The sequence below is a fragment of the Leucobacter sp. CX87 genome (assembly GCF_018682295.1).
GTDB lineage: Bacteria > Actinomycetota > Actinomycetes > Actinomycetales > Microbacteriaceae > Cx-87.
The window spans coordinates 48953-75547 of record NZ_JAFIRI010000006.1; the positions used below are offsets into that span (position 1 = coordinate 48953).

The 26595-nt window shown below is 62.6% G+C and carries 27 protein-coding genes and 1 pseudogene; 12 read left to right on the top strand and 16 right to left on the bottom strand.

The annotated features are described in order from the left end of the window. Nucleotides 1-15 precede the first annotated feature (15 nt). A complete protein-coding gene (locus KOE53_RS09465; protein ID WP_188058286.1) occupies nt 16-717 on the bottom strand; it encodes a hypothetical protein in 702 nt (233 codons plus the stop codon). A 193-nt stretch (nt 718-910) separates the two neighbouring features. Between KOE53_RS09465 and KOE53_RS09470 the strand changes: the two genes are divergently transcribed. From KOE53_RS09470 to KOE53_RS09480, 3 genes are read left to right on the top strand one after another with little or no spacing between them, the layout of a single operon-like run. Next, nucleotides 911-1876 (top strand): DUF4031 domain-containing protein, encoded by a 966-nt coding sequence (locus KOE53_RS09470; protein WP_188058287.1) that lies wholly within the window; start codon nt 911-913, stop codon nt 1874-1876. Nucleotides 1877-1885: 9 nt separating this feature from the next. Next, on the top strand, nt 1886-2131 hold the full coding sequence (locus KOE53_RS09475) for a hypothetical protein (RefSeq protein WP_188044472.1): 246 nt from the start codon (nt 1886-1888) through the stop codon (nt 2129-2131). After that, nucleotides 2128-3123, top strand: coding sequence for an SRPBCC family protein (locus KOE53_RS09480; protein ID WP_188058288.1), 996 nt, complete (start codon nt 2128-2130; stop codon nt 3121-3123). Before KOE53_RS09475 ends, KOE53_RS09480 begins: the two co-directional genes overlap by 4 nt. A 31-nt stretch (nt 3124-3154) precedes the next feature. Here KOE53_RS09480 and KOE53_RS09485 read toward each other — a convergent pair whose 3' ends face one another. The 4 genes from KOE53_RS09485 to KOE53_RS09500 form a co-directional block, all read right to left on the bottom strand. Further along, complete coding sequence (locus KOE53_RS09485; protein ID WP_188058289.1) at nt 3155-4267, bottom strand: hypothetical protein; 1113 nt, start codon at nt 4265-4267, stop codon at nt 3155-3157. Beyond that, on the bottom strand, nt 4264-4740 hold the full coding sequence (locus tag KOE53_RS09490) for a hypothetical protein (RefSeq protein WP_188058290.1): 477 nt from the start codon (nt 4738-4740) through the stop codon (nt 4264-4266). The genes KOE53_RS09485 and KOE53_RS09490 overlap by 4 nt, the downstream gene beginning before the upstream one ends. A gap of 28 nt (nt 4741-4768) precedes the next feature. Then, nucleotides 4769-5203, bottom strand: coding sequence for a VOC family protein (locus KOE53_RS09495; RefSeq protein ID WP_188058291.1), 435 nt, complete (start codon nt 5201-5203; stop codon nt 4769-4771). 122 nt (nt 5204-5325) lie between these two features. Continuing rightward, nucleotides 5326-6921 (bottom strand): isocitrate lyase, encoded by a 1596-nt coding sequence (locus KOE53_RS09500; RefSeq protein ID WP_188058292.1) that lies wholly within the window; start codon nt 6919-6921, stop codon nt 5326-5328. Between the two features lie 221 nt (nt 6922-7142). Here KOE53_RS09500 and KOE53_RS09505 point away from each other — a divergent pair, with 221 nt between their 5' ends. Beyond that, on the top strand, nt 7143-7508 hold the full coding sequence (locus KOE53_RS09505; RefSeq protein WP_188058293.1) for a hypothetical protein: 366 nt from the start codon (nt 7143-7145) through the stop codon (nt 7506-7508). A gap of 14 nt (nt 7509-7522) precedes the next feature. Here the strand turns inward: KOE53_RS09505 and KOE53_RS09510 are convergent. Further along, a pseudogene (locus KOE53_RS09510) lies at nt 7523-7657 on the bottom strand (zinc finger domain-containing protein); the annotation flags it as partial. Nucleotides 7658-9241: 1584 nt separating this feature from the next. On the opposite strand from KOE53_RS09510, the gene KOE53_RS09515 reads away from it, so the two are divergent. Together KOE53_RS09515 and KOE53_RS09520 are read left to right on the top strand one after the other, a co-directional pair. Further along, a complete protein-coding gene (locus KOE53_RS09515; protein WP_188058294.1) occupies nt 9242-9649 on the top strand; it encodes a hypothetical protein in 408 nt (135 codons plus the stop codon). An 11-nt stretch (nt 9650-9660) separates the two neighbouring features. Continuing rightward, entirely contained in the window at nt 9661-10515 is an 855-nt protein-coding gene (locus tag KOE53_RS09520) for a hypothetical protein (RefSeq protein ID WP_188058295.1), read from the top strand. 52 nt (nt 10516-10567) lie between these two features. Here KOE53_RS09520 and KOE53_RS09525 read toward each other — a convergent pair whose 3' ends face one another. Next, nucleotides 10568-10729, bottom strand: a complete 162-nt coding sequence (locus tag KOE53_RS09525; protein ID WP_188058296.1) for a hypothetical protein — start codon at nt 10727-10729, stop codon at nt 10568-10570. Nucleotides 10730-10975: 246 nt separating this feature from the next. Here KOE53_RS09525 and KOE53_RS09530 point away from each other — a divergent pair, with 246 nt between their 5' ends. Further along, complete coding sequence (locus KOE53_RS09530; protein ID WP_188058297.1) at nt 10976-11200, top strand: helix-turn-helix domain-containing protein; 225 nt, start codon at nt 10976-10978, stop codon at nt 11198-11200. 338 nt (nt 11201-11538) lie between these two features. Here the strand turns inward: KOE53_RS09530 and KOE53_RS09535 are convergent, their stop codons facing one another. Both KOE53_RS09535 and KOE53_RS09540 read right to left on the bottom strand, forming a co-directional pair. Continuing rightward, nucleotides 11539-12663, bottom strand: a complete 1125-nt coding sequence (locus KOE53_RS09535) for an XRE family transcriptional regulator (protein ID WP_188058298.1) — start codon at nt 12661-12663, stop codon at nt 11539-11541. Then, entirely contained in the window at nt 12656-13339 is a 684-nt protein-coding gene (locus KOE53_RS09540; protein WP_188058299.1) for a hypothetical protein, read from the bottom strand. Before KOE53_RS09540 ends, KOE53_RS09535 begins: the two co-directional genes overlap by 8 nt. A 235-nt stretch (nt 13340-13574) precedes the next feature. Between KOE53_RS09540 and KOE53_RS09545 the strand changes: the two genes are divergently transcribed. Both KOE53_RS09545 and KOE53_RS09550 read left to right on the top strand, forming a co-directional pair. Continuing rightward, nucleotides 13575-14465 (top strand): hypothetical protein, encoded by an 891-nt coding sequence (locus KOE53_RS09545; protein WP_188058300.1) that lies wholly within the window; start codon nt 13575-13577, stop codon nt 14463-14465. 88 nt (nt 14466-14553) lie between these two features. Continuing rightward, complete coding sequence (locus tag KOE53_RS09550; RefSeq protein WP_188058301.1) at nt 14554-16119, top strand: hypothetical protein; 1566 nt, start codon at nt 14554-14556, stop codon at nt 16117-16119. Between the two features lie 195 nt (nt 16120-16314). Here KOE53_RS09550 and KOE53_RS09555 read toward each other — a convergent pair whose 3' ends face one another. After that, nucleotides 16315-17418 (bottom strand): DUF3800 domain-containing protein, encoded by a 1104-nt coding sequence (locus KOE53_RS09555; protein ID WP_188058302.1) that lies wholly within the window; start codon nt 17416-17418, stop codon nt 16315-16317. A gap of 327 nt (nt 17419-17745) precedes the next feature. Here KOE53_RS09555 and KOE53_RS09560 point away from each other — a divergent pair, with 327 nt between their 5' ends. From KOE53_RS09560 to KOE53_RS09570, 3 genes are all read left to right on the top strand, one after another. Continuing rightward, nucleotides 17746-18513 (top strand): YfbU family protein, encoded by a 768-nt coding sequence (locus tag KOE53_RS09560; protein WP_188058303.1) that lies wholly within the window; start codon nt 17746-17748, stop codon nt 18511-18513. 155 nt (nt 18514-18668) lie between these two features. Next, entirely contained in the window at nt 18669-19229 is a 561-nt protein-coding gene (locus KOE53_RS09565; RefSeq protein ID WP_188058304.1) for a hypothetical protein, read from the top strand. Nucleotides 19230-19329: 100 nt separating this feature from the next. Further along, on the top strand, nt 19330-20064 hold the full coding sequence (locus tag KOE53_RS09570; protein WP_188058305.1) for a hypothetical protein: 735 nt from the start codon (nt 19330-19332) through the stop codon (nt 20062-20064). Between the two features lie 255 nt (nt 20065-20319). On the opposite strand, the gene KOE53_RS09575 is transcribed toward KOE53_RS09570, so the two are convergent. From KOE53_RS09575 to rnc, 6 genes are all read right to left on the bottom strand, one after another. Beyond that, nucleotides 20320-21624 (bottom strand): DUF6414 family protein, encoded by a 1305-nt coding sequence (locus tag KOE53_RS09575; RefSeq protein WP_188058306.1) that lies wholly within the window; start codon nt 21622-21624, stop codon nt 20320-20322. Then, nucleotides 21624-22844, bottom strand: a complete 1221-nt coding sequence (locus KOE53_RS13860; RefSeq protein ID WP_188058307.1) for an ATP-binding protein — start codon at nt 22842-22844, stop codon at nt 21624-21626. The genes KOE53_RS09575 and KOE53_RS13860 overlap by 1 nt, the downstream gene beginning before the upstream one ends. Next, nucleotides 22831-23631, bottom strand: a complete 801-nt coding sequence (locus KOE53_RS09585) for a hypothetical protein (RefSeq protein WP_188058308.1) — start codon at nt 23629-23631, stop codon at nt 22831-22833. The genes KOE53_RS13860 and KOE53_RS09585 overlap by 14 nt, the downstream gene beginning before the upstream one ends. A gap of 455 nt (nt 23632-24086) precedes the next feature. Continuing rightward, nucleotides 24087-24332, bottom strand: a complete 246-nt coding sequence (locus KOE53_RS09590; RefSeq protein WP_188058309.1) for a helix-turn-helix domain-containing protein — start codon at nt 24330-24332, stop codon at nt 24087-24089. A 556-nt stretch (nt 24333-24888) separates the two neighbouring features. After that, complete coding sequence (mutM, locus tag KOE53_RS09595) at nt 24889-25830, bottom strand: bifunctional DNA-formamidopyrimidine glycosylase/DNA-(apurinic or apyrimidinic site) lyase (RefSeq protein WP_188058310.1); 942 nt, start codon at nt 25828-25830, stop codon at nt 24889-24891. A gap of 2 nt (nt 25831-25832) precedes the next feature. Then, entirely contained in the window at nt 25833-26591 is a 759-nt protein-coding gene (gene rnc / locus KOE53_RS09600) for a ribonuclease III (RefSeq protein WP_188058311.1), read from the bottom strand. Nucleotides 26592-26595 lie beyond the last annotated feature (4 nt).

Below are 26595 nucleotides of genomic sequence, written 5' to 3' on the forward strand. Positions count from 1 at the left end.
GCCGTCTGGTGTGCGCTACCCCGGGACGCCAATCTCGTACGGCTCGGCACCGTTGCAGGGGACCTCCCACGTCTTGCCGTCGGCGTCGTGCCGCCAGCACTTCGACTCTGGGCTGCAAGGCACCGGCACCGGCTCGACACCCTGCGGGTGGTCGAAGACTCCCGTGCCCAGTAAGACCGTCATCGCGATGAACAGCAGGATCGCGGCTGCGCAGATCGACCAGCACACTTTCGCGCCGCGAGGCGTCGCGCCCCACATCGCGAATGGGTACGCGACGGCGCAGGCAAGGAACACGGGAGGGGCAAGGAACACCAGGAAGGCGTAGCCCCAGTCCGCCTCGTCTCCGGCGCCGAGCAGCCGCTGTACCCACACGGAGCCGATGATCCCTGCTCCCAGCGCGAGGGCATTGACAACCCCAAATGCGAGCCCTTGGGCCACCGGGAGATACCCGCTCAGCCGCCTGCTCAGCAACAGCGCGAGCACGCCGCCGAGCGTCGGGGTAACGAGCAGCGTCATCCAGCCAAACACCGCGCGCGGCTGCACCGGCCCCGAGCCGAGCGACAACGCCGTCAGGATGAGCAGGCCCAGTGCCGTCGCGGTGAGCAGCGCGACGTACACCCGCCAAGCCATGCCCCAGGGCGAGAGCGCATCCCAGGCGCGAGGTGAAGTGCCCCCGAGATCGCCCGCACCCCCGAGCGCAGTCCGGTCGTCAGCCACCTTTTGCGTCCCCCATGCGGCCACCGTAGCCGCGCGCCTGTTCGCGTAGCCCCGCCGACCCGGCACAAATGGCTCGTTCCCGTGCCTTGATCGAGCCATTTGCGACGGGTCGGCACGGCGAGCGGGCGGGATCCTGCCGCGCACGGAAGCGCAGCCCGGAGGGTTTCGAAAGGGGAGCGCGTATCGTGTGCAAATGGCCATCTACATCGACCCACCGCTGTGGCCGGCGCACGGCACCATCTGGAGCCACCTTGTCTCTGACGCGAGCTACGCCGAGTTGCACCGGTTCGCGGCGGCGCTCGGTCTCCCCCGGCGCAGCTTCGATCTCGACCACTACGACGTGCCCGCATCGATCTACGATCGTGCCGTCGCGTCGGGTGCGAGGGCGGTCAGCAGCCGAGACGTCGTGCATGTGTTGCGCGACTCGGGCCTGCGCGTGAAACACGTCGCCCGGGCGACCGCTCGGCCAGGGGCCCGGCTGACCTATTTGCGGGAGGAATGGGCCGCGCTGCTTCCCGCTCTCGGGCCCGATGCCCCCGTCGGCGAATCGGAACGGTGGCAGGGACTCGGCGCTGAACTCATCGAGCGTTGGAACGAGCCGCACCGCAGCTACCACGACCTCCGCCATCTCGAAGAGGTGCTGCTCGCGCTCGACCACTTGCGCACCCGGGGCGAGCCGATCACGCCGATCACTCTGCTCGCTGCGTGGTTTCACGACGCCGTCTATTCGGGCGTCGGCGACCAGGACGAGGCCGAGTCCGCCCGGTTCGCCGGGGACGCTCTCGAACGGTTCGGGCTCCCGGTGGGTGCCGTCGTCCCGGTGCGCGAGCTGATCATCGCCACACTCCCCGGGGCGGGTCCGGCCGAGACTCCCCCCGCAGCGGTGCATCTCTTGGACGCCGACCTGTCCATCTTCGCCTCCCCCGCCGCACGCTACGCGGAGTACACGTCGTCGGTTCGAGCCGAGTACGCGCACGTCGCGAGCGAGGATTTCCGGCTGGGCCGCGCGCGGATCCTGCGCAGTTATCTCGACCGCCCCTTTGTGTACCGCTCGCCACCGGCACAGGCGATGTGGGAGGCGCGGGCCCGCGCGAACCTCACCCGGGAGGTCGGCGAGCTCGAGCAACCCAGGTTGACAAGCCAGGAGCTGTCAACGTAGGTTGACGGCATGGAATCACTCGACATCGCGACAGTCGCCGCCGACACCTCCGACCCGCGCGCCGGCCTGCGCGCGATCGCCTCGCTGCGAGCGCTGACCGAGCGCCTCGAACTCGCCCAGGTCGAGGCCGGCCTCAGCGCGGGCATGAACTGGCAAGGCATCGCGGAAGCGTTGGGGGTGTCACGGCAGGCGGCGCACAAGAAGTTCGCCCGGAAGGTGAACCCGTCCATCGCCGCCGGCGGGCGGGCACGGTGAGCGGGTTCGCCGCCGCGGCGGCCACCTCACACTCGCTCTCGCTCGCGGCCATGGAAGAGGCCTCCCGCCTCGGCCAGCGCACCGCCCGCGTCGAGCACCTTTTCCTCGCGCTGGTCGTGAACGAGCAGCTCGCGGGCCAAGTACTGCGTGGGCTGGGCATCTCCCTCGACTCCGCACGGCAGGCGGTGCAGGATCAGGACGCCGCACAGCTCGCCTCGATCGGGGTATCGATTGAGGCGCCGCCTGCCCCGGGCCGGATCGTGTTCCACGAGACCGGCGGCTACGAATGGGATGCCCCGTCGATCGAGATCCTGCGCCGCGCCTCCGCCGGCACGCAGCAGGGCGACGCCGGCGCGGTGCTGCGCGCTCTACTCGACGAGCCCAGCGGGCTCGTCGAGTCGGTGTTGCACCGACTCGGCGTCGGGTCCGAGTTCGTCCGAGCGCGACTCGCCGAGGCCGAGCGCATCCCGCCAGCCCCGGCGATCCGCCGCCGCCGCGGGAGCCTCTCGGGCACCAGCGAGACCTTCGTTCCGGCGCCGATCGAGAAGGTCTGGGAGCTGGTGTCCGACCCGGAGCGGCTTCCCGAGTGGGACCTGAGCATCGGCCGGGTGGAGGCCGAAGCGACGGGGCACGCACCGAAGACCGGAGACCACTTTCTCGCGCTCGCCCGCACAGAACGACCGGATGGCAGACCCCTGCGCACGTCGAAACAGTACCGGCGCCAACTCGTAGCACTCGTCGAACAGGAACGGCCCTCGCGTATCGTCTGGCGTTTCAGCTATCCCGACGCGGTGCGGGCAAACACCCGGGTGGTCACCATCGCGCTAGAGCCCGCTGCCGGCGGCGCCCACTTGCGCCTCGAGCTGCAGTGGGTGCGCAATCCCGAGCGCCAAATATCACTCCTCGGCTGGCTGCTACGACCACTTGCCCGCTTCTCCATCTGGATGCAGCTGTCGCAGCTCGGAAGCAGCATGAGTCGGGTCTTTCGCTGACGCCCGCGTAGCGCGATCTCGCCGTGAATCATCAGCGGTCGAGAAACCAGCCCAGCACGTGCGGGAACAGGAGCATGAGCCCGACCATGCCCACAAACACGGCCGTCGCCCACACCGTAGAACGCCGCTTCAGCCGGGTGCCCGCGGCCGCGACCTGCGAGCGGGGGCGCGCCGCACGCGGGTCCGAGTACGTGTCGGCCTCGTGGCCGAGTTCCTCCCCGAACAGCTCCGAGAAGTAGAGCATCGCAGTGTACTCGGCGCGGTCAGATGCCCGCCGGAATCGCCGCGACGCGACAATCAGCCGATCGTCAACGATCTCCACGTCCCATCGCCTCCCGTGGTCGATGAGGCACGCCATGACGTCCGGGGTGAGCAGCTCGAGCGCGTCCCGCTCGTACCCGCTCGGCACGTACACCGAGAAGTAGCGGTCGAAGTCACCCTCGAGTGACAGGCGCTGGGTTCCCGGCAGCATCTGTCGAAGGCTTCCGTTTCCGCGGGCATCGATCATAAGGTGCGGCAAACGGCGCGGCAGGGCCAACTCCATGTAGCGAAACCCGTTGCGCGGCCCCTTCGGGTCATTCTTGCCCCCGCTATAGCTGGCGATTGCAATCTGTAGCGGCGGGATCCTGCTGTTCGCGCTCTCCCACAGCGCGAAGCCCGCGCGGAACAGCGACGGGTTTGCCGGGCCAGCCTCGACCAGGCGGGCGGGACGCGGCGGCGCGGGAGTTCGCCCCTCCGCGAGCAGGATCCCGATGCGTTCGGGGGCGAACCCGAACCGGGAGTACCTGAGGTCGCGTTCCTTTGCGAAGCGCGCGATCGCGATGCCGCGCCGAGCGTCGCCCGGAAGCGAGAGCAAGATGAAGGCCCAGATCCAGAGCCCGATCGAGAGCCACAGGAGCACGACGGTGAGGAACCCGTGAATCCCGCTCAACCAGCTCGGTAGCTGGATTACGACCGGGAACTCAAACGACAGGCTGGTGAAGAAGAGTGTCGAGGCGACGGCGGGAACAAGCAGCGCGGCGCCCTGCGCGGCCGAGCGAAAGACCTTTGGATCGGCGGCTCGAACCTCGGCCCAACTTACTGACCTAGGCCACTCTCGACGAAATTGTGCGAGCCTGTCATCGAGGCCCTCGTGTCCATTCACCGCGACAGGTTAGCAGGGCGACCTTCTCCCGCGGGCGGAGCCTCTGCGTCCGGCCGCTTCCGAGAGCGAATCAGCTTGGCGACGTACACGATCGCGTAGAGGGCGGCTGTCACCCCGATTCCCACGATCAGCGCGTTGACGGCGAGCATCAGCCAGTCGTAGTTCGTCGCGATCGGGTCGTCCCACGCGCGCACGAAATTGAAGTCGATCGTTGTGGGGAACGAGGACGGCTGGTAGCGCGAAAGGTCTTGCGTGACCCAGTTGAACGGCCAGCCAAACCCGGCCTGCATGAGGTCGCGAGGCGTCTCGATCGTCACGCGATCGGCGATCAGCAGATAGTACGTCGCTGCGAGCGACAGGGGCAGTAGGCACAGGTACATGCGGAGCACGCCGCCGACGGAGTGCATCTTCCACCCCTGCCTCGGCGCACGAGTGTCCGGAGGGGATCCTGTCGGTTTGAACTCTGCGCTCACGCTACGAGCCTAGTTCGTACCGCCGACGTCAACCCTTCAGCGCCTGGGCGAGCATCACGATGATCCCGCTTGGGCCGCGGAGATAGGTCAGCTTGTACTCGTCCAGGTAGGTGGCCACGTCGCGAAGCGGGTAGCAGCCGTGTTTCGCGGCGATCTCGAGCGCTTCGTCGATGTCATCGACGGAGAACGCCACCCGGTGCATGCCGATGTCGTTCGGCTGCGTCGGCGCCGTTTCGATCGCTTCGGGGTGGAGGTACTCGAAGAGTTCGATGACTCCGTGTCCGTCGGGCGTCTGAAGCATCGCGATCTTGGCGTGATTGCCGTCGAGGCCGACGGCAACGTCAGCCCAGTCGCCACTGACCGTGTCGCGGCCGACAAGGGTCAGGCCGAGGTCGGTGAAGAAGGCGATGGTCGCATTGATATCGCGAACCGCAATTCCCACGTTCTCGAGTTTGATAGCCATGCGCCGACGCTACCAAGCGGGTCGTGCCGGTGCCAGAAGAATGCACCCCGCCAGCGCAGACGTTCAGGAACGCACAACGGGGGTCCGGCCGCAGCCGAACCCCCGTGCATTTCAGTCGAACGCTAGTTGAACTGGTTCATCGTGTTGTCCTTGCCGCCAGCCTTGAGGGCTGCGTCACCGGCGAAGTACTCCTTGTGGTTGTCACCGATGTCGCTGCCGGCCATGTTCTGGTGCTTCACCGTCGCAATACCCTGGCGGATCTCCTGGCGCTGCACGTCGCGAACGTAGGTGAGCATTCCCTCGTCACCGAAGTAGCCCTTGGCCAGGTTGTCGGTCGACAGCGCGGCCGTGTGGTAGGTCGGCAGAGTGATGAGGTGGTGGAAGATGCCGGCTCGCGCCGCGCCCTCTTTCTGGAACGTGCGGATCTTCTCGTCGGCGAGCTGCGCGAGCTCGGTGCCGTCGTAGTCCACGCTCATCAGCTTGTCGCGGTCGTACGACGAGACGTCGGCGCCCTGCTCGGCGAGCAGGTCGTAAGCCTGCTGGCGGAAGCTCAGCGTCCAGTTGAACGAGGGGCTGTTGTTGTAGACGAGCTTCGCGTTCGGGATGACCTCGCGGATGCGGTCAACCATGCCGGCGATCTGCTCGACGTGCGGCTTCTCGGTCTCGATCCAGAGCAGGTCGGCGCCGTTCTGCAGTGACGTGATGCTGTCGAGCACGCAACGGTCCTCGCCGGTACCTGCGCGGAACTGGAACAGGTTGCTGGCGAGGCGCTTCGGGCGCAGCAGCTTGCCGTCGCGCTTGATGACGACATCGCCATTGCCGAGCTCCGCCTCCGAGATCTCCTCGACGTCGAGGAACGAGTTGTACTGGTCGCCCAGATCGCCCGGGGTGTGGCTCACGGCGATCTTCTGGGTGAGGCCCGCACCGAGCGAGTCGGTGCGAGTCACGATCACGCCGTTGTCGATGCCGAGCTCAAGGAACGCGTAGCGGATGGCGTTGATCTTCGCGATGAAGTCCTCGTGCGGAACGGTGACCTTGCCATCCTGGTGACCGCACTGCTTCTCGTCCGAAACCTGGTTCTCGACCTGCAGTGCGCAGGCGCCGGCCTCGATCATCTTCTTCGCGAGGAGGTAGGTCGCCTCGGGGTTGCCGAAGCCGGCATCGATGTCGGCGATGATCGGCACGACGTGCGTCTCGAAGTTGTCGATCTGCGACTGGATGAACTCGACCGCGGTCTCGTCACCGGCGCGCCGGGCCTCGTCGAGCTGAGTGAAGAGCAGGTCAAGCTCGCGCGCGTCAGCCTGGCGCAGGAAGGTGTAGAGCTCTTCGATCAGTGCCGGCACCGAGGTCTTCTCGTGCATCGACTGATCGGGCAGCGGGCCGAACTCCGAGCGGAGGGCAGCGACCATCCAGCCCGAGAGGTAGAGGTAACGCTTGTTCGTGGTCTTGAGGTGCTTCTTGATCGAGATCATCTTCTGCTGACCGATGAAGCCGTGCCAGACACCGAGCGACTGCGTGTAGACCGAGGAGTCGGCGTCGTACTCGACCATGTCGCGACGCATGATGTCGGCGGTGTACTGAGCGATCTCGAGGCCCGTCTTGAAACGGTTCTGCGCGCGCATGCGGGCGACGTGCTCGGGGTTGATGCGGTCCCAGCTCGAGCCGTGCTCTGCCTTGAGCGCCTCTACGGCCTCGATGTCGTTCTGGAATGCAGTCATGATGACTCCTTGCTGGGCGGTGGTGACCGGGTCACTCACGCGTTGACTTGATTGCTTAGTTCTCACTCTGCACCCGTCACAAGCGCCCACCTCAACAAATCGATAGAGAATATTGGCCGTATTTCCACTTTTTAGCAGAACAGGATCCTGGCCGGGGTTGGTGGCACCGAAACCGGAGAAGCAGACGCCGGCCCACTCAGCGACCTGCCTACGATGTATCCATGGACGCAGCCGAAGTTCTCTCGCGCTTGATGCTCGCAATTGACGAGCGCCGCTGGTCCGACCTTGGGCAGTACCTGCACCCAGGTTTCGTGTGCCGGTACGTGCACACCGGGGACTCTTTCAACTGGGCGGAGTGGATCGCGCTCAACGAAAGCTACCCCGGTTTCGACCACCTCCGAGTGCAGGACCTCGTGGGTGGCGATGACGCGGCGGCGTGTCGATCTCACGTCACTGGCACCGGCGAGAATGGGCTGAATCACTTCGAGTGCGCGACGTTCGTCCGGCTGACAGACGGGCTCGTCGAAACGATGACCGAGGTGTGGACTGATGTGGCGCAGTCCGCGCCGGGCGGCGCACGACCGTAGGTCCAGAAGTTCCGCTATCGACGTCGCTGACACCGAGGGCAAAAGTGGCTTGACCGCCCACCAAACGGCACCCGCTTGATCGGGTCACCGCAGCGGGGACACGGCTCTCCCCCGCGTCCGTACGCGTTCAGCGAATGCGCGAAGTACCCCCATGACCGCAGTAAGACACATTGCCTGTCCAACCTCGGCGGCTCCAGACGAACATAGTCCTCAAAACCCCAGGTCATGCGCCACTTTGAGATTCCTGGAGCCTCGTGGGCTTTGGGGCTTTGCATGTCGGGCGAAGGGCGCTGAGAGGCAACGAGGGGGCTTGGCGGGCACGAAACGCACCCTTTGGGTGTCCAAGCGACGCCCCAGCGTCCAAGCAATATCCGGCAACATCAATGTAGGTAGGAAATCCGCGCAATCATGCGGCGAAAGCCGAAAAAGGTCGGGCCGCTGGAAACAGGCTGTCCAACCGTCATCGATGAGCCACACGTATCTATCCGGCCAAAAACCTGACGTTTAGCGCGGTGAGGGATGCGAGCTATTTTGTCGGTCGCGCGCATCGAGGCCCTGAACACGGATCAGGTAATCAGCGACGTGGGCGGGCCGCTGATCTTCGAACGGTAGGGCCCCTGAAGCACTTCATCAACGAGCCCAAAATAAAAGCGGGACTCGCGCAAAGCGATCCCGCTGTTTACATGAAACTTCTTTTGCCTCCGCTGCGACGAAACCTGAGAGTGCTCACTTACCACGCCTAAGCGTGCTTGGATATTTCCCGTTGGAGTCGGCCACATGTTACTGATGCGCAAAGCGCACTCAGCTCCTCTAACTGGTTAGAACGGTCAACACTTATGAAGTTACTCGGTCACGATATCATAGATTACCAAACACTAGCGGTGAGACAACCGCCTGTCGATGCCCGAGCAATGCTCTGGCCCCATCCTTCAGCGGCTCCTTGGACGCAGAAGAGGCATAGGGGCAGGTCGCTGGCTGCGAAGGGCGCACGGTCAGGGAGCCCCCTCGCCGCGCCAGAGCACACAGACCTCCCCGGCCTGTCGTGTCGGGCCAAGCTCCAACCGCCTTACCTTATCCATCGCGGCCGACCATCCCCGTCAACCGCGTCAGGCTACGCTCGCGAGGGCGAAGGGAAGCCGGATGTGATCGCCGACACGAGGATGGTGAAATTCTCGGGCCGAGCCTCATCGACTGCCAGGTCGGCTCAAGAGGCCTCATGCCGCCTTCAACGACACTCAAAGCCAACAGCCAGACCAAGGGTCGCAACGTGCATCCGATGCAGATGCCTGGACGCCCAGTCGACGGCGCACTTCATGATGGACTCACGCGTGGCGACCAGGGGGAGCTAAGGAACAAGGGCCCCCGCAACCACCATCAGGGTACCGCCGAACGATCCACACCCACGTCGCTGCGGGCATATCATGAAGCAACCGACGACGCCAACAACTACTAGCTTGCACGAAGGGCGCTCGCCCAGTGCCGTCGGGCTGCTCGTTAGCGCTGCCTGCGGCCCGGTCAGACACGGTGAGGCCATCAATCTGGCACCGGGGTTGGGGTCGCGGCCCTCGCACACCTCGACCGCTCCTGCCCACTGATCCTCATTCGATCAGTACATGAAGAGCCATCTAAGCAAGTCCAGTGGTTCCGCGTTCACTCGGAGGATAATACTCTGGATGGGGATCACTATGCCAGCTTCCACACACACTTCGAAACCTAGATAGAGGACGATACATTTGAATGACACCGACATCCTTGAAAAGATCGAGCAAGCAACTGTCGCATCCTGGGAGGAGAATGCTCGACCGCTGCTCCTCTCCGCTCTGCCAAAACTCTTACTGACTAAGTATGAAATCGACGTGAAAGCTGTGCTCGGCGAGCGAGGGATGAAAGCCTTCATTCAGGACAATCATGAGCAAGCTAACATCAAGATTATTCAAGACCCTACGCATCATGCGCGAGTGGGAGTTATTCCCGTCACGGCCGAGTACACATTTCCCACTTCCGAAGCCTCGACCGCGGCAGATTTAAGCGCCAACGACGTGAAGGCGTTCGGCAAAGTCCTTCGTTCGATGACGCTCGCCGAACAACGAACCGTAGTTTTTCCTGCAACTTTTGTGGCGAGGCTACTTGGCGAAAAATAGGCCAGTAACCGATGAGAATATTAGCCGTTCTGCTCTCATCAGATCCGTCATTCAATCGGGTTCTTGATCGCCAGCAGGAGCGACTTCAGGAAGAGATAAAAAAACAGGCCAAACTAAGCGAAAAGTGTTCACTAACACTTAAACGCTACTACCGCGGCAAGACCCCCCTTTCATTCTCCGACTTCCTGGGCACTGCCCTGAACTTTAAGGAGAATAGACTTCAAGGCGACAGGTACGACGCAGTACTTGTGGTTTTTGAGGAAGACGCAAGCACCTCTCTTCAGGAGATCCGAGACGGTGTGTTCGCTGCTGCGTACGGAGAGGACAAACCCATCAAGGCCCCCTTTAACTTCATCATAACCGCCTTTAGTCGCCTCTTGAGAAACTGGCTTCTTCTCAGGCGGTTGATGGATTCGAAGACCGAGCTCACGGCGGCCGCTCTTCCTTCGCGGAACTTTAGGGCGGCGGAGTTTGCGAACTTTCTCCACGTTTGCACGGAGCTAGCTGACTCCAAAGACTTTCACGAAAGAGTCGTCCCAGCCCTCAACGCAGTGAAGGCCTTGCGCGGACCTAAGCGTCGCTCGAGCGACCAGACGCAATACTTCAAAGATGACAATTCGCATCACTATCAATACGGGCACGAGACGCACTCACAATTTGACACCGGAGGAAAGCACACTATTGCTTGCGCTATTCGTGGCAACTACCGCTTCGGCGTACCACTCGAAGCGCAGCGCCACTTCAACGTGACCCTAGACGGCAAAAACAAGCGAATCTCGGGACTGTTCATCAATTGCGACGAGAATGACGAACAAGTCTCTGCGACTAGCCACATAAATATGTTCAGCAATAACTTCATCACTTGATAATTGAGGAGGTATGCGACCTAAATAGAAAGGAACGAACCGCCGTTTCACGCTAACGTGACCGCCAGCCACTCTGGAGTGCGCGCCGAATGCGATAGATCTGCGTCTCGGTGAGCGGCGTAGCGGCGGCTCGAATCGCGGCAACATGCTCTTCGTGCGCACGGCGCTGATCGATCGCGTCGATGTCTTGAACACGGATCATATGCTTGAGCACGTAGCGGCCGTCTCGCCCAGGCGCGCGGACCTTCTCCGATGGAAGCTGCCCAGTCCGGATCAAGTGATAGATGGATTGACTCGGTCGGCCCAACCTCTCTGCGGCACCGGGAATATCTAGTCGCTCATCGGGTTGCCCCATTGGCTCCGCCTTTCTCAACCTCGTTGTCGAGAACTTGTTGTCACCACCCACGAATGTGACTCATAGTCCGTGGATTATGAGTCACTATAACCCCATCGTTGAAGGATGACTACCCCTGCGCATCGGATCGCCTTCGGCGACCAACTGCGCAGACTCCGTCAGGAGCACGGCTGGGCATCGCAAGAAGCCTTCGCGCATCATGCTGGCCTCGACCGCACTTACATCAGCTCGATCGAACGCGGTCGACGGAATCCAACATTGGACGTGATCGTGAAGCTGGCGCGCGCGTTAGAGGTCCGTCCTGCGGACCTGCTTGCCACGGTCGATTAGCTAGAACCCCCATCAAGTGCGCCGCCCGCAGCTGCCGAATGTCGTGATCAACCGCAAGCCGGGATCTCACATGATACGTCTGCCGATCCGAAAGCGCCGCGGAAGGAATCGCTCCCCGAGCGCAAGTCGACATGACTTCCCGCATCGCGGCTCACCCGAACGCGCTGTGTCCTCGTCGCAGGCCTTACGACCTGCGCGGAGGAACCGAGCGCGGACGACCGATTTTTGCGGAAAAGGATAGCGGGAGCTTCGCCGCAAGCAAAAACAGCGAAGCTCGCGCGATCCTCACAAATGACGCCCCTTTAACTGAGAGCGCATTCATTGACGGATATCGTGCGTTACTGATCGTTGGCCACAAGACGCAACACCGGTCGCTGATCTTGCTGCCCGAGAAGATCACGAACTTGCGCCGGAGCCAACCGGAGTATCTCGGCGAGAACAGGAACCGTTGCCCCCTGGTCGGCCGCAAGCTCGGCCGCCTTATCGAGCAGCGTTGGCATCTCGCCGAGATATGAACTCGTCGGATCTGCGGACGGGTTATCGATGGTCGCGAGGCGTTGGTACGCGCGGCGTGCGGATGAATCAGTGGTCCTACCCCGCTCAACCATTCTCCGGATAAGCGAATGGGGCGAGACACCCCAGGTTCGCCCGATGCGGTCGAGCTCCGCCAGATCGAGACGCTGCGGCAACACGCTGTCCATCGCCGACGCGGGGGTAAGCAAGGCCGCCGCGAACTCATCAGCCTCGCGCTCGATGGAGACGCCCTGTTCACCAGACTCAGCATGCAGCAGAAGATGACCAATCTCATGAGCGATCGAGAATCGGTGCCGGAAGACATTCTCAGTGCGGCGCGGCGTGGTGATCACGATAGGTCGATCCACAATGACGGAGGAGAATGCATCAACGGCTTCGATCTCTCCGAGTGGCCTCACGACGACAACGATACCTCTGGACTCCGCAGTGGCGACCAGGTGCTTCACCGGGCCATCTGGGAGTTCCCAGTGCCGACGAAGCGCCGCCGCTGCTTCACTGGGACTTGTCCCTGGCGGGAGTTTCGGGAGCTGCACCTCGGGGAAGCGAACGTAGCGCTCGAGCGCAAAAGTCAGTTCCCACACCAACGTCGCCGTCGAGAGCGCTCGCTGGCGGTCACCAGCCCGCGCCGAGCGCAGGCTGCGGAAGTGTGCGTTCACTGTATCGATACGCGCGAGAGGTCTACCCACACTGAAGAACGAGGGACGCACCTTCAGCGTTGTCGCCATTCGCTCGATCACATCGGCTCGAGGAGAGTTCACCCCCGCCTCGTACTGACCGATTGCCGCGGCGGAGACGCCAACCTCGGCCGCCAACTCCGTCTTGCTTAGGCATTCACGCACCCGAGCTTGTGTCAGGCGCGCCGGCTCGAATCTCCCGTGGGTATCCGATGAGCCAGGAAGATCGAATAGACCGGGAGGATCGTTACGCATCTGGGGTCCGATCCTGTGCCCGCAACTCCAACGCAGGCTCGACCGGGCTACCACTGTCGAACGATTCGACGGCGTCAGTCGCATCACTGCTCTCGACCGACGGCTCCCAAATGGAGTCCTGCCCGTGCAAACGAACCACGCCGTCTTCGTACTCAGCGACCGCCCACTCAATTGACGCTAGCTGACGAGGGGTCGAGTGGACCATGACAAGCACCACAGGCATGACTTCGCCCGCCACACGCACAGCACGCTCAACCTCAGCCCGTTCACTCTCATCGTGGAACTCTTCACCGCCTTCAATGAAGCTAGTCCCGAACAACCCGATAGGCTCCTGCGCGAAGAACCCGTTCATTCTCGTCTTGCTGGACGCAAATCCACCCACAGCATCCGGCGTCGCGGGCACTCTCCAGACGAACAACAGGCACCCATTGACGATCGGCAGCCGGTAACCGGCAGGCTTGAGCTTGTGGGGCAAGTATCCGCGGTCCTTGAACGCGTCGATAGTGTCCTCTTGCAGATCCCGCCACTGCCCACCGAAGCCGATTGTAAACCGCGTCTCCGCCGCCGCATGCGCATCCGCAGCCAGAGCATGGCGCGCTTGCACGACCTCGATGACAAGATCACGTGCACCCTCAGCATGAGAGCCAAGCGCTTCAAAAGGCGAGCTCGGAACCATCGGGACCTCCAAATTTCTGAACCGGAGCGCCAGCCTGCACCCCCACATCTAACTTTAGTCTTGCATGAAAAACGCGCATAAGCACTTCATTTCCCTTCGGCGTGTCCCCCGCTAGTCGACCCGTAAAACGTTGGGCTCACGCCGCGCGTCGCGGTTTTTCCTCGAGATCGCTAGCGCGTACCCTTGGCCTAAGGCCACAGGGGTGGCGCACTACAACTGAACAGGCGGGGTTCTCATGACCTCAGTAACGCAGCGCATCGCGCAGTACAACAAAGAAGTGGGCCAGCCGCGCGGCGGACTGGTGAACCCGGAGCTTTTGCTCGTGACACAGGTCGATGACGGATTCGGCGAGCTGGATCACAGAGTCGAGAACCAGCACCCCAGCACCGTCGGAATGGCGGTCGACTATCTCGGCCGTTTGGCGGATATCCGCCTCGGCGTTGATGACAGTCCTTTGCAACTGGTCGGCGAAGCCGTCCGAGGGTCGCTGCTCGGAGCACGACGCCGTGGTGACTCGGGCACTCACGCTTCCGCCAAAGAGGAAGCTGCCGAAGCGGCACGCAGCGTGAACATGTTGGAGCATGAAGACGGTAGCGCGACCTTTGTCATGGATGACGATGCCGTTCGAATCGCATGCGAATTGGCAGCCTGCGATGCCGCGCCACACGTGGGCTCAGAATGCTCCACCTTGCGCGCGCCGGATGAGACGACGACATCTCACATCCTGACCATGGTCGAGAGGTCACAGGATTTCTTCGAGGATCACGGGCCTGGTGTGGATGTCGGTTTCTACTTCGTTGACGAGGACAACGAAGAAATGCGTGCAGACGGCGGGCGCGGCGGATACAACATCTTCCTCGAGGGTGGGGACGGTGAGTTCTTGACCGAAGATACCCTGTGGAGTTTCGACGTGTCAGCCTCGAAACCGAACGAGGACCATCTGCTGCAGCTGCTGGTTCACCACTTGGTGGGCAAGCAGTCAGGACTCCCCCAGTTCGCAACGCAGACTCACATCGGGGTCTTCAACCCGCGGCTGAATGCTGTGTATCGCGTGACCGTCGACGAGATTCCCGACAACGTGATCGAGACCATTCAGAACGACATCATCGGATTCGACCGGTCATGAGGAGCGTTCGGGTGGCTCCGCGACTGCGTGACGTGATGGAAATCCAATAACTATCCCGATCGTCGGAGGCCTTCGATACCGTTCTCCTATGAGCAAGCCCGTCAACGACCGTCAGCTGGAAGTCCTGCGTTGGATCGCTGACGGGTGCTCTGCAGGCAAGTGGCCCGAGAACGATAACGTTCACAAGATCAGTGCCGCTGCACTCAAGTCCCGGGGCCTCGCAACTGTGAAGGGGCACGGAGCGAACTGGGCCGCCTCGATCACCGACGCCGGCACGCACTACCTCGAGCACGGGAGCTACCCGCCAAGAGACGATCCACCGGTAGCGGTAGCCGCTCTCAGCCGCTCACGTCGCCAAGCGCTGCCGAAGCTCGATCTGGGCGAGGGCGCGTCGGACACTCTCGCCGAGGCAAAAGCCTTGATCGAGCAGGTCCAGGAACAAGGGCCACTCACCGTCACCGACCCCGAGGAGTCAGTCAGGGCCCGCTACCGACGAGTGCTGCACGCGTGCAGGGTCCACCATCTGGTTCCGGATGGACAGGAACTGCGCTTCACCGGGCGTAGCTCCGGCGACATCGTCATCATGCTCAGCACGGGCTCCCCTACGGACACTTCGGTTTGGGACCGCATCCGGACGACGGCGCGAACCGTCACCACGAACCTCGAGGCGCTCCGCAGCGCGCTGGAGACCACAACGGTCCTGAACCCAGTCAGCGAAGGACTTCGTCCCCGCGCGATCGATGTGGTGCTCACCCTCGCCGCGGAACTGCGTGCGCACGAGCTGAGACTCGGGGTGAACGTCAAGCTCAAGTCGCCGAAGCTGTTCATCCAGGTCGACACCCGCCGACGGAGCCTGGAACTGACGGAGCTCTTGGAGGAAGTGCCCCACGTCCCGACGGACGTTGAGCAGCGAGAGCTCCGGCGCTCGCCATGGAAGCAGATCCCGAAGTTCGACAGCGTGCCGTCCGGACGGCTGCACATGACGATCGAACGCGACGGTTCGCACAGGGTCGATCTCGGACGCCAGAGCTACCGGTACGACCGGAACAGCGACAGCTGGTCCGACGAGAAGAAGAAGCCGCTCGAGACCCGAGTCCGCGAGATCGCCCGTGCGATCAAGAAAGGCGTGGTTGACGACGTTGATGCGGCCGAACGGGAAAAGCAGAGACGTGCCGAGGCGCATGAAGCCTACGAGCGCGAGAAGGCCGCCGAGAGACGAGCGTGGGAAGAGGTGCGCGAACGCGCCCGTGCTAAAGCCTTGCTGGTTCAACGAGAGGTGATCTTTGCGCGAGCATTCGAGAGCTGGCAAGGAGCGCAAGAGCTCAGGGACTTCGCAAGACAGCTCGAGGCGGAAGCAACCGCCAAGGGGCTGCTGGCAGATCGGCCCAGACTGCGGGAGTGGCTCGAATGGGCGCGCAGCCGCGCGGACGAGTTCGACCCGATCGTAAACCTCGAGCACCTCGACGACGGAGTCTTCGACGCAGAGCCATCGGCGAAGGACCTGCGACCGCACATGGAGGGCTGGGACCCCTCAGCGCCGCACAAGGACTACAGCATCGGCCGTGACCCGCACGAGGCTCATGCCAAGCATGCACCTGAGCCGCGGGCGTGGCACCCGGGCATGCGCGACCGCCCCAGTTGGTGGCGTCACTAAGGCAGGCCTTCGGATCGTAGTCCGCGACGAATTGCCTAGGGCACAGCCAAAGCAGTTCAATCTAGCCCGCAAGCTTAGGCTCTCGGCCTACGGGGCAGTGGTCGGGTCTGGAATGCTGAGCCAGAACAACGAAGCATGAATCCGCGAGCACACAGCTCGCGGGCTACTTATGTCCATGGAGGCGACGCCAATCCTCTACGCCTCGCTCCGAGTCGAATCACTTTCAACGTGAAGTTGCCGAGACTCGTCCATGGTCGCGCGTGCAGCATCCACCTTCATGTGCTCAGCCACGGGCCAAACGGAAAATCGGCTCTGCATAACCCCTATCTGTTCCAGCAGCGGGTGAGGCTCGCCGCCGGCCACGAGGTCCTCGCCCACAAGACGCCCGAGCCCGGCGAGCAGGTCGGCGACCTGGACGCGCGGGTCGGTCCTCGAATCGACCAGTTCGATGTCGACGAGGTTGACGTCGCTGTGCGCCATGGAATCCGCGACCCACTCGGGGTGCGCGAGGCTTTCCTTGATCCATTGAACGCGTGCTGGCGTCAAGGTCTTCGCATCGTCATGCACCATGCGGACGGGGCGGCCCGAAGCGATCTTCCACTCGTGGACCGCACCCCCGACAGCGCAGATCAAGGGGTCCGCGGTCCGCATTCGTTCCTCGATGCCGTCGCCGAGCTGGAGGCGCGAGAGGCTCTTTAAGTGAGCGATGCCGGCGAGCACGGGTCCCAGCACGTCTCGCACGGGCGAGTCCGTAGACATGAGAATCCGCACGAGCGTGGTGGCCAGTTCGTCGAGGTACTCACTGGCCACGTCCGCAGAGCTTGCCCGCAGAAATCGCTCGAACGAGTTGAGCGCTTCGAACCAGGCTTCTCCGAACGCTTGAGGTGCCATGAAGAAGAGAATGGTGGCCCCCGCGAGCGCGCCCCCGCCGGCATACATGTCCTCGCCGAGCGAGTGAGCAAGTTCCTCGGCGGTCGCATCGAACAGCTTCGAGACCACGAAGAACTGCTTGTGCACGAAATTGAGGGAGCACTTGCCGACGAGCTCGGGATGCTCCAGCAGCCAAAGCGCGGTGCCCTGGTGCTTCGCCTGGAGGAGCGTCTTCGACTTCAGCTCGGCGCTCTGGCTGCGGGTCCGCCACCGAACCTCGTCCATGAGAGCTTGGGCCACGTCGATAGAAACAGAGGTGCTCGCGTGCACGAACACGGCGGAGTTGCCGTTGAGGTTGTTCTCGCCGTCGTTGCCGGACTCGTCGCAGGCGACGACGAGCGGTTCAACGGTGCTGGGCAATGGCGGCATAATGCGGGCCAGTCTATCGGCGGTTGGGACAGAAGCCGGCGGCCTGCTCGAATATCGAGGACATGGTCGAAACGGCACGCTCGAAGCAGGCAAAAGCGCTCATAAACAGGTGCGTATGGAAGTGGCAACCGAGCACGCGTTTCGAACGGAGATCTGCCATGGCGCTTGTAGAACGGTGCCCGTCACTATCCGCGCGATCGCAAGAGCGGTTGGGTGTCCCTCGGCACCGCGTCGGCGTGCCGAGGGAAGAGGCGACCATGAGCGACTAGCAAGAATTCGTAAGACAGTGTTACGCTAAGCGTCATACACACATGATTGGAGGACAGTATGGCTGTTCTGAACATCCGCGTGGACGACCGGGTCCGCGACCAGCTCAAGGAGATGTCCGACGACGCCGGGGTCACGCTCAGCGAGTACGTCAGGGACCTGCTGATGGAGGCGGTGGTCCCCGTGTACGAGCGCGAAGTGAAGCACGGGGACGAACCCGCGCAGGAGTCGCTGCGCATCGTCGACCGGCAGGTGCTCTCCCTACTGCACAGGATCCTCGGGCGAGTTCTGCCGCAGGACGCGGCCGACGTCGACGGCGACGAGGCGTACCAGTTGATGCGGGCCGAGATCCTCGAGGCCGGTTACACCGGAGAGTACTGGTATGAAACGGCCGGCTTCCAGACCGAGCTCTCCAAACGGGACTGCGCGCGGGTGTCAGACATTCTGCAGATGTTCCGGATTATCACGTTCAGCATCCGCCATCTGGAAGAAGACGGCACTCCGGTCGACGAGGACCTGGCGTTCAGCCTCGAGTTCATGGGGTTCGACCACAACGACGCGCTTGAAGGCCACATGGCCACTTACGTCGAGTTCCAGATGCGCGACGAGAACCGCTGGTCGGAGCTGCACCCGCAGATCGAGCGCAATGGCCGAGGCAACTCGCACCACCGCGTGCTGGACACCTACATGCGCATGCTCGCCGAGTACCGCCGCGTCATGGACAGCCGGGAGCGTGGCCACAGTCGCTACGACTACCTGCTCAGCATGGAGGAACTCCAGCAGATCGCCGCGGCGCGCGTGCACCCCTCGAACCGCACGAAGGCCTGAGCGCCGATAGAGTGCGGGCATGGGGGAACCAGTGCACTTCGACAACGACGGAGAGTTCCGGCACCTCGGTGAGCAGAACTCGTTCCAGTTCGACCCGCCGTTGACGCACGAGGACTCCGCCGAAATCAGCTTGCGCGCGCGAACTCGGCTACCGGATGCTGTTCCGGCGACCCGACTACTCGCTCGACGAAGTTCTGCGGCGGCTGCAGGACGAAGGGCCGAGCTTCTTCCTGAACGCATCCTGGCTCCAGCACGACATCTCGCCCAAGGAGCCACCGAAGACCGCGGAGCAGCGAATGTCGGACCGCATGAGGAAGCTCGCGCCGAACGACGAACTCATCATCACCGACCCGTACCTGTTCACCAGCTCGCGGAAGCACGACAGCCGGGACTACGCCGCCTCGGTGGCCGACATGATCGAGCCGACGCTGGTTCGAGGACTGCGCATCACCGCGATCGTGAGCCCGGCGCAGAACGATGCCGCGGTGCGCACGGCAGTCCTCGATCAGCTGAACGCCCGATGCCGGGACCTTGACATCTCCGTCGTGGAGTCGCCCGACTTCCACGACCGGTTCTGGATCGCGGACCGCACCAGAGGGCTGGTCGTTGGAGCGTCGCTCAACAAGATCGGCAGCCGGATCTTCTTCGTCGACGAGTTGAGCGAGTCGGACGTGGATGCTGTACTCTCCGAGGTGGACGCGGTCGTCGGCACATGATCTCAGTTGACTCCTCGCGCTCGGCGGCCAGCTCGTCGCGGCCCATATCGTGTGCCGCGGGGATGCCCCTTCGGGCGTCGAGGCAAGGAGGAATGCCCGCATGAAGCGCGAGTACGACGATGAGCAGGACATCGTCGATCATGCTGCCGACATCGACGACGCGGACGTGTGCTTCTATCCAGCGGAGAGCACACTGGCCCATCGGTTCCTCTCGGCGCTCCGTGCAGGAGGCTTCGACAAGCGCGAGCGGCCGGACTTCGAGGACAACGGAGCCTCGCTCTTGCTGGAAGCAATGCGGGTCGACGACCATGCGGGTTCGGGCAAGAAAGACAAGACTCGCGCCCGGGAGGCCGCGCTGCTCCGAGAGATCGAAGCGGCGGGTCTCGACGTGCCACCCGACGTCAGAGTCCTGGCCTTGGCCGACAGCGGCCTCCCTGCAGGGCGGGACCATAGCTACCAGGCATACGTCCAGCACTTCACAAGCACAGTGAGCCAGCACGCTCGGAACGCGGAGATCTACCGGGCCGAACGCCAGGGGCACGACCTGGGCTTCATCGTCTTCGACGAGTCCACCTCGTACTTTGAGGGCCTGGGCGCGTTCGGGCGACCAGGCGCAGGCAGGCTGCACGTGTGGTTCAACGACTCCGTCTTCGTGGACGCGATCCTGCAGTCCGGTGCGGACTGCGTCTTCTGGATGGCACCCTACAAGCGACTTGATACCATCCAGACCGGCGTCGTTCCGCTCCCGGCGATGACGGTCATCGACGTCGCGCTGCTGAGCCGGCCTGAGCGCGTCGTCTACGACCCGGGCCGCATGGTCTCCTCCGAAGACTAAGGAGCCTCGGGTCGCTGTGTTAGGTGCGCTCCACGAAACGGATCACGTCGTGGACGAAGAAGACGTGGCCGTGCACGGTGCCGCTGGAGCGCTCTGGGCCGATGCTCGGAAGGGGCCTGAGCACATCGGGCCGGCCTTCATGAGCATGTACTCCTTGAAGAATACGTTGCCGACCCAAGTAGACGGCTACGCCGTTGGGCGCGAGGCCGAATGCGCAACGTTATCGGAGGCATCGGAACACTGCTGGTTGGTAAGTCACCAGTACAGCGCGACAAACCCGACTTCGAGTTGAAGCGGTGACACCTCAGATTTGAGTCGCTCACGAGGAGCAGAAGAGGGGTTCTGCACGGATTCGGGGAGACGATCGATCCACTCAGATCGGGTTGTCAACAGCAATTCACGGTCGGCGTCCTCGCCCGCGACAGCCTGAACGACGGGCTCAAAGGCACGACGCCGCTCCTCAATGGTCCTCGCGGAAACCAGTACCGGGACGGCAGTTGCGACGGCTTCTTTGACCAAAGTGGCGTCTGACGTTGTGCCCATGGCTGTTTGGAGAGCAACGGCGAAGCTCTCAAGTTGAAATTGAGCGGTGGCCTTTGCCTCGGGAGTTTTGAACGGTTGGGTGTTGCCAAGGTCAAGCTGTTGTAGTGGTAGTACTACCTGGTTACGAAGATCAGGTGATATGGATTCTAGAAGGTCCGCGATCTTGATAGGGGACCAAGGCGAGGTAAGAATAGGTCCTTCCGCCCGGGCATAAACGGTGAAGGTGGACCCAGAGAACAACGTCCGGCGGAGGTCCCGCCAGAAGGAGTCGGACTCTGCAAAGCCAACCAGTTCGAGTGGTCTTGCGGCTCCTCGTACTTCGTGGCCGAGAAGTTCTGTTGCGATTGCGACTTGTTCACCGGCAATCTCGACCACGCTGTGACTTGTAGCTAGGCCCCGCATAGGGACGAGCCCGACGAGGAGTTCCCTGAGCACCTCGATCATCGGAGCGACCTCTCGAACGTCCCCATCCGAGATGCCAAACAGGTCCTCTCGACCGTTCATGAGATCGAGGATCGTAGTACCAATCGTGATGATCTTGAAGAACTGATCGGCTTCAACCTCGACGTCCATCTCCACGATGTCGCCGCGACGGATGTCACTCAGTGGGACGGCCAGTTTTGCCTTCTTCAATCGCGGGAGTGCGTTTTCAAGATCGCGATATGAGTGGATCGGTTTGCGCGACCTACGCTTGATCCCCGAGATGTTGTGCAGGAGAACTCCGACGTCGCGTCGCCAGAGATCACGGAACGTGCTTTGAATGACTGCACGCCGGACAACTTCATTGGTCGAGGTCCGCGATGTCCCAAGGCGTGATTCCACGCTGGCACCGGCCTTCGGCGCACTTAGCTTTCCCCCCAAGCTGTGGTCTTCCGTCCGTGACAGCGTGTCGGTGACAGCCTCCTTGATCTCACCTTGAAGGCCAGCAAGAAGGCTGACGACACTCACTTCATCCAGATAAATGAACTCACGGTGGCGGTCGCGGGGTTCATTGCGCTTGCGGTTCCAGATAGCCATCATTCTGCCTTCAGGTGAGTCTTGCGGTCGCGGTCAACCGCCTCAACGCCAATGAGGATGTCTTCCCAGGCGATGGATTTCCTATGGTCGAGAGTCGCAGCGAGACCGGCCTCGGTCCAGATCGCAGCGAGGTCGGCCGCTGTCCAGCCTTGCGTAGGCTGGGCCAGTGCTGACAAGTCTGGCCTCTCTCGGAAAAGCACCTTGCGACTCGACGCCGAGAGAATCTGAACCCGGTCCTCCTCAGACGGCAAGGAGAAGACGAGCTTGTGTCCCAACCGTCCAGGCCGCAAGAGCGCGTCATCGAGTGCTCCCGGAAGGTTTGTCGTCGCAATAATAAGTACTCGGTCGTACGCCACAAAGCCATCGAGAAGAGACAGGAACTGCCCAACGAGCCGGTTGGTTGCCTCGTGATTCTGTTCACCCCGTTGCGTGTACAAGCTATCGATCTCATCAAAGAAAAGAATCGCCGGGCCGTTAGCTTGTGCATGCTCGAAGATCTCGCGGAGTCGACGCTCCGTCTGTCCAACAAACTTGTCTACGATCACGGGCCCGCCGACGTTGTAGAAAGAAGCATCAAGCTTCGCGGCAAGGCCTCGAGCAAGAAACGTTTTCCCCGTGCCGGAGGGCCCGCTGAAGAGTATGCCCTTGATGGGATTAACTCCCATTGTCCGCAATGGGTCGTCGGACGAAAGAGCCACGGTAGCGAGATCGAGGGCACGGCGGACAAGCAATATGCTGCCGCCAAAATCCTCCAGAGACGTGATGTTGTCTTCCTTACGGACAACAAGGGAATCCGGGTCGAAATCGTCGTCGCGGAGAAGGCTGAGGTCGTCAATGGGTTCGTCTGCAATTACGGCCACTGGCTGGCCATCTGGCCCGAGTCGAACCGTTTGTCCCTTGACGAAGGGACTGTCGGCTCGCTGTCGGAAGTTAAAAGTGGAGCCAGCTGACTTCACGACAATATCGGTGTTTCCAGCCCATACAACGGTTCCAGTGCGATCGCCAGCCGGCCATGATTCAGCAGCAAGCCGCTCCACTCGACCGTCGGCGAGTAGGAAGACGTCTCCGGGCTGTAAATCAGCTAGTCCCGAGCCGTTGGCGCGGGCCGTGTTGCCGTTGCGCAACTCAAGTAGGACTGAACCATCGATATTGGATAGGACCCGGAACAGCTGCCCTTCGACGATATCGGGCGCATCGTCTTCGAACTCACCTGGTAGCACAGTCGTGCCCTGAGGTATCTCGTGCAGACCGTCGCTCTTGAGCCTCACAAATCGGCAGTGCTCGGATCGGCAACGCGTCATCGGGGAGGACAGAAGCCCCGATCACACGCCAGTCTTGACCGAGTACGCCGTGGAAGCCGAACAAGCAGACAATAGAAACCCATCGTTTGATCGAGTCAGCAACTTCAGCACGCAACTCTCGTTCGAATGGCGCGAAGTCAGCACCTTCTATCGTTCGCTGGTGGTGGGCAGATAGAGAAGGTGAGCTAGCGATTGCCGCCCGCTCTGCCTCGTCCCACATCGCTCTCGATGACCGCGAGCTAACCTCTCTGCCGGAAACTTGGTCAAGATGGTGGTATCGGCCAGTGTCTGCGTAGTTCCTCAGCGTTCGAACCACCGCTGCCCAGACAGGGTCGTTGTCGAGCGTGCAAATCCAAATGCGCAGCATCTGTTTCCGCTCCAAATCGCCAGACTCGATTGCCGCGCGAAGCTCGGCGCGTAGCCGCTCATCCATCTCGTCTAAGGCATGGCCCCAGCCATCGCGGGTGAAGCCAATCTTCTTCGGCCAACCTTCTCCTTTGGAGACGGCTGCGGTTCCAAGTGCGAGCTTCATCAGCCGTTCGACGCCTATCGAGTAAGTCGCAAGGACAGCATCGAGATCACGCTCGAGGGCTCCGTCTTGCCGCAGCAGTCGATCAGCGGATGCGAGGACGCTGCGCGCGGAGTCGACCTCGGGAAGTAACCCGTTGAGCCACTGCTGACTTGTAAAACCTGACCCCTTACGCATGACTCAAGGATATCGATAGCAGCAGACCCGACATCGCAAGTCCCGCGCTTTATAGCGAGACGGTCGCCGAGGACCGCCGACTGAGACTAACGGGATACGAGGTGTACAGATTCGGCGGGGCGGAACATATGAAACCGGACGCAGAACAGATGCTCGCCGAGTTCTTCGACCAGCTTACAGAGCGCATGCGCTGAATCAGCCAGCGAGCTGCTCTACACAAACATGTGGTCCCTGACGTACGTCAACTGTTTGCTGCTGCGCGCCGGTTACATCTTGCCGTGATCACGGGGCTCGACCGCGAGGAAGTCCCTCCGGAAATCGCTATCTCTGCGGTTCGTTGAGAACTACTCTTCGCGCATCTCAGAAGTGATCCGCCTCCCGCCCTCGACTGTCGCGATCACGACTGGTGCTGACCGAGCGGAAAGTGCGCTCATGAACGTTTCGAAGGCAGACGTCTAGGACACTAGCTGCGCTTCGAGGAAAGCTTCTAGGTCGCGCGGCCGGTAGAGGATACAGCCGCCGATCTTTGCATAGCGAGGGCCTGTCCCCTCGCTGCGCCACTTCTTGAGCGTCGAGTATCCGACACCGAGATAGCGGGCCGCGTCCGCTGGTGCGAGAGCGCCGTATCCAGCGGGGCCGGTAGCCTTCCTGTTCCGAGTCTCGTCATCGCGAGTCGTCAGGGTCGAGGAAGTGATGGCCATGTTGTCTCCTTGAAGGTTGGTGGTCTGCGAGCGGATATACGTTCTAGTCCGCTCTGCTTCACCGAGAGGCGCGGAGACCCCTCGGTATATGCCGCGGGTTACCCCAGTGCGGCCTGCCACTTCTCTTCTCAGAACAGTCCCTGGCCGAGCCTGCTCCGGATCGACTCACCTGCGCCGATCACGCCAATCGATCACGTCCGCTGGGTGGTGTTCTCAGGAGTGAGAATCCAGTATGCGATCGAGGCAAAATAACCGTAGCACACGCTCTGTCGGGCTCTCAGAGGCTCAGTTACGCTCGGGCTCCGACGCCGGAATAGTGTCATGGGCATGAAGACGACAAGCATCGCAGCAGCGAAGACCCTGGGCCGGCAGCGGCGTCAGTGGTGCGCCGATCGCGGCGTGCTCTCCCCCAGCTACATCGTGGTCACACGCGCAAGACCCTCCATTCAGCGAGCGTCACGCAGCCCGGGAAACCTGGAGCCCAGAGCTCGTAGGAGACATGTGGAGCTACCTGAGGCTCAGGTTGGAATAGTGGCTTGATCTGGGCAAAATAGTACTAACGGGCCAAGCGTTGGCACCTCGGACAGAAATGGGACGACCTACCAGCAAACGGAATGCGTTTGATCGCCGTGCCGCAGCGATTGCACGGCTCGCCGGTGCGCCCATAGGAATTCAGGGAGTGGGAAAAATACCCCGCCTGCCCATTCACGTTCACGTATTGCTCGTCGAAGCTCGTGCCGCCCTCCGCGAGCGCCTTCGAGAACACCTCGCGCAGGTGTGAGAGCAGCTCGACGGCCTTCCGCTCGCTCAGCGACGAACCGGCGGACTCGGGGTGCAGGCGCGCGCGCCAGAGGGCCTCATCCGCGTAGATGTTTCCGACGCCGCTCACGAGCGACTGGTCGAGGATCAGCTGCTTCACGGCGCGCGACCGAGACCGCAGGGCCGCCACGAACGCGGCGTCATCGAAGAACGGGTCGAGCGGGTCACGAGCGATATGCGCGGCCTGCGCCGGCACGGATCCTGCCCCGTCAACGACCAGCCCCTCGAGCGCCAGCGAGCCAAACAGCCGCTGGTCAGCGAAGTCTAGGCGCAGCTCGCCGTGCTCGGGGTGCTCAATCCACAGCCGAATGCGCACGTGACGATCGTCCGCGGCGTCGTTCGAGCGCAACAGCATCTGCCCGCTCATCCCGAGGTGGGCAAGCAGCGCCTGTTCACCCTCGCCAGAGCCGCCCAGGACAGGGATCCACATGAACTTGCCACGCCTCAGCGGGGCCTGGAGCGTGAGCCCGGTCACCCGACGCTCGAAGTCGGCGACGCGCAAGGAAGCAGCGTCCGCACTGAGCGTTACACCGTGACCCCCGAGCCCGTCGTCACCCGCAAGCGGCACGTGGCGCTTCAGCGCTCGCGCGTCGAGCACCTGCGCTGCGACGACCCTGGCACCGGTGACGGCCGGGGCAAGCCCAGCGCGCACCACCTCGACCTCGGGAAGTTCGGGCATGTCTAGCGCTGAGTACGGCCGCGGCCGCGATCGCGCAGCCCCAGCACGGCCTCGCGGGCGGCGGCGAGCTCCGCCGCCTTCTTGCTCGTGCCGACACCGGTTCCAGTGACGCCGTCAAGCTTAACCGTGGCGGTAAACGTGCGGCCGTGATCCGGCCCCTCGCCCACCACGGTGTACGCGGGGTTCGGCAAGCCGAGTGCAGCAGCGGTTTCTTGCAACCCCGTCTTCGGATCGAGCGAAACGGTGAGCCGTTCGGGGTCGTCGAGCAGCGGTCCGATCAAGTCCCGCACGAACTGCGCGGCGGTGGCCGGGTCAGTCGAGAGGTAGACCGCGCCGATGAGTGCCTCGACGGCGTCGGCCAGGATCGAATCCTTCTCGCGACCGCCGGTCAGCTGCTCACCGCGGCCCAGCCGCAGCTCCGGCCCGACACCGATGCCGCGAGCGACCTCGGCCAGCGCAATGCTCGAGACGAGGGCCGCACGATAGCGGCTGAGCTCGCCCTCGCTGACCTCTGGAAAGTCGGTGTAGAGCTTGACCGTGACAGCCTGACCCAAAATTGAGTCGCCGAGAAACTCGAGGCGTTCGTTGTGCGGGGCTCCCCCGTGCTCGTACGCCCACGAGCGGTGCGTCAGCGCCTGCTTCAGCAGGTCCGGCTCAACCGACACCCCGAAGGACGCCAAAAAGCCGCCGGTCGCGCGATTTTGCGCGCCCGACGGCTTCTGACGATTCGAGGCCGGGAGCGACTGGTCGTTCCCTGACATCGAA